The 9,381-nt window shown below is 63.9% G+C and carries 4 protein-coding genes; all 4 read right to left on the bottom strand.

Features of this window, described 5'->3' with window-relative positions; all coding sequences use genetic code 11:
- Positions 1-1,569 (bottom strand): malto-oligosyltrehalose trehalohydrolase (gene treZ / locus JOZ76_RS18030; protein ID WP_291700343.1); only part of this gene is annotated, 1,569 nt, incomplete at its 3' end.
- Positions 1,566-3,641, bottom strand: coding sequence for a glycogen debranching protein GlgX (gene glgX / locus JOZ76_RS18025; protein WP_291700341.1), 2,076 nt, complete (start codon positions 3,639-3,641; stop codon positions 1,566-1,568). The genes glgX and treZ, both read right to left, overlap by 4 nt.
- 3 nt (positions 3,642-3,644) lie before the next feature.
- On the bottom strand, positions 3,645-5,792 hold the full coding sequence (gene glgB / locus JOZ76_RS18020) for a 1,4-alpha-glucan branching protein GlgB (RefSeq protein ID WP_291700339.1): 2,148 nt from the start codon (positions 5,790-5,792) through the stop codon (positions 3,645-3,647).
- Positions 5,792-9,085 (bottom strand): maltose alpha-D-glucosyltransferase, encoded by a 3,294-nt coding sequence (gene treS, locus JOZ76_RS18015; RefSeq protein ID WP_291700337.1) that lies wholly within the window; start codon positions 9,083-9,085, stop codon positions 5,792-5,794. Before treS ends, glgB begins: the two co-directional genes overlap by 1 nt.
- Positions 9,086-9,381: the final 296 nt, after the last annotated feature.

The raw sequence follows: 9,381 nt of genomic DNA, 5'->3' as shown, positions 1-9,381 counted from the left end.
GCCATGCCGGGCACCCGCGAGGCGGGACACGATCTCGCGCCGTCGAACCTCGAGCAGGCGCTTGACCAGCATCAGACGCTCACGCTCCGGCGCCGCATCGCGCGCCTCCCAGTCGAGGACACAGGCGCGGAATGTTTCCGGATCGAGCGGGTCGGGGACCGCATCGCCATATTTGGCGTAGGCCCAGTCATATTCACGGCGCCGCCCTTGGCGGACCGCATCGGCCAGCTCGCCGGCAAAATCGCAGAAGAACAGGAACGGCCGCCGCGAGCCCCACTCTTCGCCCATGAACAGCATGGGTATCATGGGGGCAAGCAGAGTGATGGCAAGCGCAGCTTCGACCTGCTTGGGATCCGCGAGAGCGTCGAGGCGTTCGCCGAGCGCGCGGTTTCCGGTCTGGTCGTGGTTCTGCAGGAAGCTGACGAAGGCGGTCGGCTCAAGCGCACGGCTCGGTTCGCCGCGCGGCCTGTTGCCCCAGAACGCGGCCACCTCACCTTGATACACAAAGCCCTCAGCGAGCGCGCGCGCAATGTGGCCACGGGGCGAACGCTGATAGTCGCCATAATAGCCGTGGGACTCGCCGGTCAGCAGCACATGAAAGGCGTGGTGGTAATCGTCATTCCACTGCGCGCGGAATTTTCCCCGTGGCCGTTCCTCGGTTGGATCAAGAAGGCTTGCGATATTGTCGCCGTTTTCCAGCACGAGATGGATGTGCCGGCCGGTCTCCGCGGCCAGTTTTCCCACGGCGGTGCTGAGATCGTGCAGCATCGCAATTTCGCCGGGCGGGGTGACGATGTGGTTGACCGCATCAAACCGCAGCCCGTCGAAGCGATAGTCGCAAAGCCAATGCAGCGCGCTGCCAATCGCGAACGCACGCACCTCCGGCTTGCCGTAGTCGATCACGCTGCCCCAGGGAGTTTCTGCGGCCGTAAAGAAACGCGGCGCATAATGGTACAGGAAATTTCCCTCTGGACCGAAATGATTGTAGACCACGTCGAGAAACACCATCAGCCTGCGCTGATGCGCAGCATCGATCAGCGCCTTCAGGTCCTCGGGGCGGCCATAGGCGCTGTCGGGCGCATACCACAAGACGCCGTCATAGCCCCAGTTGCGCTGGCCAAAAAAATCCGCGATCGGCATCAGCTCGAGCGCCGTGATCCCGGTCTCAACCAGATGATCGAGCCGATCGATGACAGCGCGATACGTCCCTCCCTGCGTGAATGTTCCGACATGGGTTTCGATCAGCACCGCCTCTTCCCAGCGACGGCCGCGCCAGCCGGCGCTCTTCCATGGATAGCTCGCGTGATCGATCACCTCGCTCGGACCAAAGACGTCGTCCGGTTGAAAGCTCGATGCGGGATCGGGCACGTCAAGCGCGCCGTCGATACGGAACTTGTAGCGCGCGCCCGCCGCCAGCCCGCCGACATCGAGGCGGAACCAGCCGTCGTCGTCGCGCCGCATCGGCTGCGGGTTGTCAAGAAGCAGGTCGACCTGTCGCGCTGCCGGCGCCCACAGGACGAACGACACGCCGTCCGCAGTCACGCGCGCGCCAAACCGGGGCTTGGTCATGTGAGGCCCGCGAACGCCAGCACGGTGCGGGCCGGCGCCTTGGTGTCGCTGGCCGCTGGCAGCTTTACCACGGTTTGCCGGGCGTCAGCCGAGTTGAGGAGCAGCTGCCAGGTCTTGTACTCGGACAGGATCGGCAGTCTGAATGCGATTTCCTCGGGCGCTGCGTTGAGCACGATGAAGAGCGGCGGCTGCCCCTCCTGTGTCGGTCCGAGCACATAGGCAAGGAAGCGTCCCTCCGGAAAATTCCAGTCCTGTTCGGTCATCTCGGCCGCCGACGGCGTCAGCCACAACACGCCAAAGCTGCCGTCCGCACGGCGGCCGTCGAGCCAGCGGCGGGCGCGGATCTGGCCGAATTTCCGGCGCAGCCCCGTCAGCAGCCCGATGAAATCGGTGAGGTCGTCGCCAGGGCGGCCGAGGCCCTGCCAATCGACCCAGCCGACCTCGTTGTCCTGGCAGTAGGCATTGTTGTTGCCGCCTTGCGAATTGCCGACCTCGTCGCCGGCTAGGATCAGCGGCGTGCCCTGTGCGAGCAGCAGGCAGGCGAGCTGGTTTCGCCTCAGCTGCCGGCGGAGTGCCGTGATCGCCGGATCATCGGTCGGCCCTTCATGGCCACAATTGTTGCTGAGATTGTCGTTGGAGCCGTCGCGATTGTCCTCGCCATTGGCTTCGTTGTGCTTCTCGTTGTAGCTGAACAGATCCTGCAGCGTGAACCCGTCATGGACGGTGACGTGGTTGATGCTGGCGCGCGGCGTGCGGCCGTCATGATTGAACAGATCGGACGAGCCGGTCATCCGGCCCGAGACGTCGCCGATCAGGCTGCCTTCGCCGCTCCAGTAGCGTCGCATCGTGCTGCGATAGCGGTCGTTCCATTCCGACCATTGCGAGGGAAATCCGCCGACCTGGTAGCCGCCGAGGCCGATGTCCCAGGGTTCGGCCACGAGCTTTGCCGTCGCCAGCACCGGATCCTGCCGAACCGCTGTCAGGAACGAGGAATGGCGGTCAAAGCCGTTCGGTCCGCGCGCCAGGGTCGTGGCCAGGTCGAAGCGAAAACCGTCGATATGACAGACCTCGACCCAGTAGCGCAGGGAATCCATCACCATCTGCAGCACGCGCGGATGGGTGAGATTGACCGAGGAGCCGCAGCCGGTGAAATCGTCGTAGTAGCGCGGATTGTCCGGCTTCAGCCAATAATAGGAGGCGTTGTCGATGCCGCGAAACGACAGAGTCGGGCCGAGATGATTGCCTTCGGCGGTGTGGTTGTAGACCACGTCGAGCATCACCTCGATGCCGGCATCGTGCAGCCGCGCGACGGTGGTGCGAAAAGCATCAAGCGGATTGTCCTGCGCATAGCGTGCCTCGGGCGCGAAGAACGCGATCGTGTTGTAGCCCCAATAATTGGCGAGTTTCTTCTCGACCAGATTGCGGTCGTCGACCAGGCCATGGATCGGCAACAGTTCGATCGTGGTGACGCCGAGCCGCTTCAGATGCTTGATCATCGCAGGCGAGGCCAGCCCGCCATAGGTGCCGCGCAGGTTCGGCGGCACGTCGCCGCGCTTCTGCGTCAACCCTTTGACATGCGCCTCGTAGATGACGGTGTCTTCCCAGGGAATGGAGGGGCGCATCTCGCGGCGGCCCCAGTTGAAGGTCTCGTCGATCACGACGGCCTTCACCATACCGCGGGCATTGTCGCGCCGGTCGAAGGAGAGATCCTCGCGCGACGAGCCGATGCGAAAGCCGAAATGCGCATCGCTCCAGATCAGCCGGCCCGCGAGGCGCCTGGCGTAGGGATCGAGCAGGAGCTTGTTGGGATTGAAGCGGTGGCCGTGCTCGGGCGAGTAGGGGCCGTGCACGCGATAGCCGTAGAGCTGGCCAGGTGTGATGTCATTGAGATAGCCGTGCCAGACATCCTCGGTGCGCTCGGGCAGCTCGATGCGCTCGAGCTCGCGCCGGCCCTGGTTATCGAACAGGCACAGCTCGACCTTCTCCGCATTGGCCGAGAACAGTGCGAAATTGGTGCCGCGTCCGTCCCAGGTCGCGCCGAGACGCGCAGAACTTCCGGCGGACAGGCGCATGCTCTAGCCTTCCGGGACCAGAAAGATCGCAGCCAAGGGGGGGATGGTGAGGTTGAGCGCGGGCTCGGGTCCGGGCAATGTGGCAACTTCTCCGACGTTCCCGACATTGCTGCCGCCGTAGTGCTGGGAATCCGAGTTGAAGACTTCCCGCCACTTGCCGGCAAGCGGCACGCGAACGCGGTAGCTATAGTAGACGTTCGGCGAGAAATTCACCACCACGACGCAACGCGAGCGCGCATCGCGCCCCTTGCGCAGAAAGGCGAACACGTTGCTGCTCGCATCCTCGGTGATGAGCCATTCGAAACCTGACGGCTCGCAATCGAGTTCGTGGAGCGGGCCCTGTTCGCGATAGAGGCGATTGAGATCGCGGATCAGCGCCTGGATGCCGGCATGCCTCGCCTGGTCGAGCAGATGCCAGTCCAGCGAGATGTCGTGATTCCACTCCCGCTCCTGACCAAATTCGCAGCCCATGAACAACAGCTTCTTGCCGGGATGGCCGAACATGAAGCTGTAATAGGCGCGCAAATTCGCAAAGCGCTGCCAGTCGTCGCCGGGCATCCGTCCGAGGATCGAACGCTTGCCGTGCACGACCTCGTCGTGGGACAGCGGCAGGATGAAATTTTCCGAGAACGCATAATGCAGGCCGAACAGGATGTCGCCGTGATGATATCTGCGGTGGATCGGGTCCTTGCCGATATAGCGCAGCGTATCGTGCATCCAGCCCATGTTCCACTTGTAGCCGAAACCGAGGCCGCCGCTGTCGACCGGCTGCGACACCTGCGGCCAGGCTGTCGACTCCTCGGCCGCCGTGGTGGCTTGCGGGAAATGGCCGAACAGCTCGATGTTGAAGCGGCGCAGGAAGGCGATGGCCTCGAGATTTTCGCGCCCGCCAAACTTGTTGGGGATCCAGGCGCCGGAGGGCCGGCTGTAGTCGAGGTAGAGCATGGAGGCCACGGCGTCGACGCGCAGTCCATCAACGCCAAAGCGCTCGAGCCAGAACAGCGCGTTGGAGACCAGGAAATTGGCGATTTCGGTGCGGCCGTAATTGTAGATCAGCGTGCCCCAGTCGAGATGACGGCCCTGCAGCGGGTTGGCGTGTTCGTAGAGCGCGGTGCCGTCGAACTGCGCAAGCCCATGCGGGTCGTCGGGAAAATGGCCGGGCACCCAGTCGAGCAGCACGCCGAGACCGTGCGCGTGGCAGGCATCGACCAGCGCGGCGAAATCGGCCGGGCTGCCGAAGCGGCTGGTCGGCGCGTAGAGGCCGGTCGGCTGATAGCCCCACGAGCCGTCGAACGGATGCTCGCTGACCGGGAGAAATTCGACATGGGTGAAGCCGAGGTCGCGGGCATAGGCAGGAAGCTGCTCGGCCAGTTCGCGGTAGCTCAGCCACTCATTGCTGCCGTTGCGCCGCCACGAGCCGAGATGGACCTCGTAGATCGAGATCGGCGCAGAGCGCGCGTTGATGCCGTCCGGCGCAGGCCGCGGGCGCGGGATGCTCGCCTCGTCGAACACGACCGACGCCGTTTTCGGTCGCATCTCCGTGGCAAATGCCAGCGGATCGGATTTTTGCGGCAGGTGCTCGCCCTTGGGGCCAATGATGTCGAATTTGTACTGGTCGCCGCCCGTCACATGCGGAACGAACAATTCCCAGTAGCCAGGCCCGCGCCGGCGCATCGGATGGCGCCGCGCATCCCAGCCGTTGAAATCGCCGACCACGCTGACCCGGCGCGCATTCGGCGCCCAGACGACGAAGGCCACGCCCGCGACGCCGTCGAGTTGCAGCGGATGCGCGCCGAGCTTGTCGTAGAGCCGCCGCTGCGTGCCCTCGCCGAGCAGATAGAGATCATAATCGCTCAGGACCGGCGGGAAGCGATACGGATCCTCCAGTTCGACGATTTGATCGCCGAACCGGGCGCGCAACTGATAGCGCCCGGCGCCGCTCGGCAGGTCGCCGGCAAACAGTCCGTTTTCATGGATCCGGCTGAGCGGGCCGGCCTTGCCGTGCTCGGCGATCGCTTCCACGGTGACGGCATTCGGCAGGAACGCCCGGACCACGGTCCGGCCGGCTTCGTCATGGGGGCCGAGATAGTGAAATGGATCGCCATGGCGACCTTCGACGATCGCGTAGGCCTCTGCGGACAATTTGGTCATCAGGCCTCGTTAACCGGCTTGGACAGGATATTTAGGATCTCGATCAACGGGACCTGCAGCCATTCGGGTCGATGCTTCAGCTCATATTCCATCTTGTCAAAGAATTTCTCCAGCAGAAAGAAGTCAAGCATCGCCTCCGCCGCCTGCGGATCGGACGGCCACAGGCGTTGGTTCGGCTGGGTCTCGCGATAGGCGGACAGGAAGGCCGACGCAGACCGGGCGCGCCATTGGGACAGCGCACCTGCGATCCTGCCGTGCTCGTCGTGAGCGATCTTCTCGTATCGTGCCAGGGCGGCTGCCGCCGAATAGTTGATCGAGCAGATGACGTCGGCGACGTCGCGCGCCGCCGGCTGCTTCAAGCGCCGCTCGGCCAGGGGACGGCGCGGATCGCCGTCGAAGCCGATCACGAAGATATCGTCCTTGACCACGAGGGTCTGGCGGAGATCGAGGTTGCCGTGCAGGCGGATGTTGAGACCCTCGCTGGCCTCGGGCAACAGCGCGTGCAGGCGGTCGGGCAGGCCAGGCTGCTGCGCCAGCAACCGGTTGATCAGGGCCACGTCGGCCCCCTTGCCGGCGTCACGCCTCGCCTGCAAGGCCTCGCAGATGCCGCGGGCCCGTTCCAGGAGATCGCGCGTCCAGCGCCCGACGTCATCGGCAAGGATCGGCTCGGGCGCAAAGTCTGGGAACTCGGGTCCGCTTGCGAGGGCCGCGTGCAGTTCTGCCACCCGCCGGCCGGCCTGGGTCATATAGCGCAGATACAGCGATTGCTGCTCGCTCTCCTGCGGCTGGTCACTCGACATCAGCAGGCGCTGGTCGTCGACGAAGCGGTCGAGATAGGCCGCCGACACCGTCCAGCCATCACCCTGATTCTCGATATAGCCGTGCACGCTGGCGATCGCATGCGTCGCCTCTTTTTCCACCAGCTCGGCGTTGCCGAGCAGCGGCGGCGCATTCGAAAAGCCGACGACATCGGTGAGAAAACGCCCGACTTCGATCTCCGGATGGATGCCAGGCTCGACCTTGCGATAAATTTTTACGACATAGTCGTTGTCCACCAGCGCCATGCTGCATCGCTCGGTCTCGATGACGCGAATATGCTCGGGCTGGTGGACCGGCCGGTCCGGAAATTTGGAGGTCGGCTTGAACTCCAGTCGCTGCGCGTCTTCTCTGACGGTCAGCGACTGCCGCAGATTACGCTGAAACAGCGCGATGAAGATCTGGCCGGTGGCGACGTCGAGCAGCGTGCCCTCGCGCGCGCCCTGGCGCACCGCCGCGAGCGCGTTCGGATCGTAGCGCTCACGGTCGAAGCGCACCCATTCGATCTGCATCGGCAACACGTAACGGGAGGTCACCCCGTGCTGCCTGGTCTGGAAGAAGGCCAGCCACGGCCGGTTGTCGCCGATATCGCAGAACGGGATCGCCGAGGTCAGCGTCGGATGGATCGCCTCCGCTGAACGCTCCGGATACCAGCGGGTTCGCGCCAGATGGTTGGGCAAGACGTCGCGCTCGAACACGCCGCGGGTGCGGGCGAGCGACACCCAGGTCGAGCCGAGCGGCACCACGAGCGTCTCGAATTCCGGCACCGTCGGCGGCGCCGGCTCCGACTTGTCGCGCTCCTTCAGCTGGAACCAGTAGAAGCCGTAAGGGGCGAGGGTGATCATGTAGGGCAGTTCGCCAATCGCCGGAAAACGCGTTCGACCCAGCATCTCGATCGGCACCCGGCCGCTAAATCGTGAGAGATTGAGCTCGGTGGCCTGGGCGGAGCGGGACAGGTTGGCGACGCAAAGAATGATCTCGCCGTCGTGTTCCCTGACATAGGCGAGCACCGAGCGGTTGGCCGGGCGGATAAAGGTCATGCTGCCGCGACCGAACGCCAGCGTCGACTTGCGCACCGCGATCAGCCGCTTGGTGGCATTGAGCAGCGACGACAGGCTGCGCGACTGCGCCTCGACATTAACGGCCTCATAGCCGTAGACCGGATCCATGATCATCGGGGCGTAGAGCCGCGCGGGGTCGGCGCGGGAGAAGCCGCCATTGCGGTCGGGCGTCCATTGCATCGGCGTGCGCACGCCGTTGCGATCGCCGAGATAGATGTTGTCTCCCATGCCGATCTCGTCGCCGTAATAGATGATCGGCGTGCCCGGGAACGACAGCAGCAGCGAGTTCATCAGCTCGATCTTGCGCCGGTCATTGTCCATCAGCGGTGCGAGGCGCCGGCGGATGCCGAGATTGATGCGGGCGCGCGGATCGTGGGCGTAGGTCGACCACAGATAGTCGCGCTCGACGTCGGTGACCATCTCCAGCGTCAGCTCGTCATGGTTGCGCAGGAACAGCGCCCATTGGCAGGTCGCAGGAATATCCGGGGTCTGGCGCAGGATGTCCGTGATCGGAAAACGGTCTTCCTGCGCGATCGCCATGTAGATGCGTGGCATCAGCGGGAAGTGATAGGCCATATGGCATGCGTCGCTGTCGCCGAAATAATACTGCACGTCCTCCGGCCATTGATTGGCCTCGGCCAGCAGGATCTTGCCCTTGGCGTAGCTGTCGAGCTCGACGCGCAGCTTCTTGATGATGGCGTGGGTCTCGGGCAGGTTCTCGTTGTTGGTGCCGTCGCGCTCGCAGAGATAGGGGATCGCATCGAGCCGGAAACCGTCGACGCCGGTGTCGAGCCAGCGCTTCATCACCTTGATGAGGGCGCTGACCACGCGCGGGTTGTCGAAATTCAGGTCCGGCTGGTGCGAGAAGAAGCGGTGCCAGTAGAACTGGCCGGCCTCGTGATCCCAGGTCCAGTTGGATTTCTCCGTGTCGGTGAAGATGATCCGCGTGCCCTGGTATTTCTGGTCGGTATCGCTCCACACATAAAAGTCGCGCGCATTCGACTTCTTGTCGCTGCGCCGGGCCCGCTTGAACCAGTCGTGCTGGTCGGAGGTGTGATTGATGACGAGCTCGGTGATGACCCGCAGGCCGCGCTTCTTCGCCTCCTGGATGAAGCGCTTGAAATCCTTCATGGTCCCGAAGTCGGGATTGATGGTGCCGTAGTCGGAAATGTCGTAGCCGTCGTCGCGGCCGGGCGAGGGATAGAACGGCAACAGCCACAGCGCGGTGACGCCGAGCTCCTGCAGATAATCGAGCTTCTCGGTCAGGCCGGCGAAGTCGCCGATGCCGTCATTGTTGCTGTCGGCGAAGGCCTTGACGTGAAGCTGGTAGATGATCGCGTCCTTGTACCAGAGCTCGTCCCTGTCGAGGGAGGCGACCGGCAGGTCCGTGTCGTCTATCGAGGACATCAGGTTCATGATGCGCTCCGCAGCCGGCTGTACAAGGCGCGATCGGCCCTGTTCCCGGAACCCGCATGTGCAGGCCTTAGACCACGAGGAAAGGCGGCGCGTGCGGCTGCCGCACGTGCGCCCGCTTGAGACATGTCGTTCACGATCGTGCCACTGATTTTAGATACGCCCCCGCTTCGGTGATGGAGCGGATTTGACGTTCGCTCAACCATTTCCGCGAGCCCTCGAAGCGAACGCCAATCCGAAGTCCCACCACCATAATCGCTTGCGGGTGGTCCTTCGATTCAAACATTCGCAAACGTGCC

This window comes from Bradyrhizobium sp. (genome assembly GCF_019244115.1).
Lineage (GTDB): Bacteria > Pseudomonadota > Alphaproteobacteria > Rhizobiales > Xanthobacteraceae > Bradyrhizobium.
This window is presented reverse-complemented; position numbering and strand designations above follow the sequence as displayed.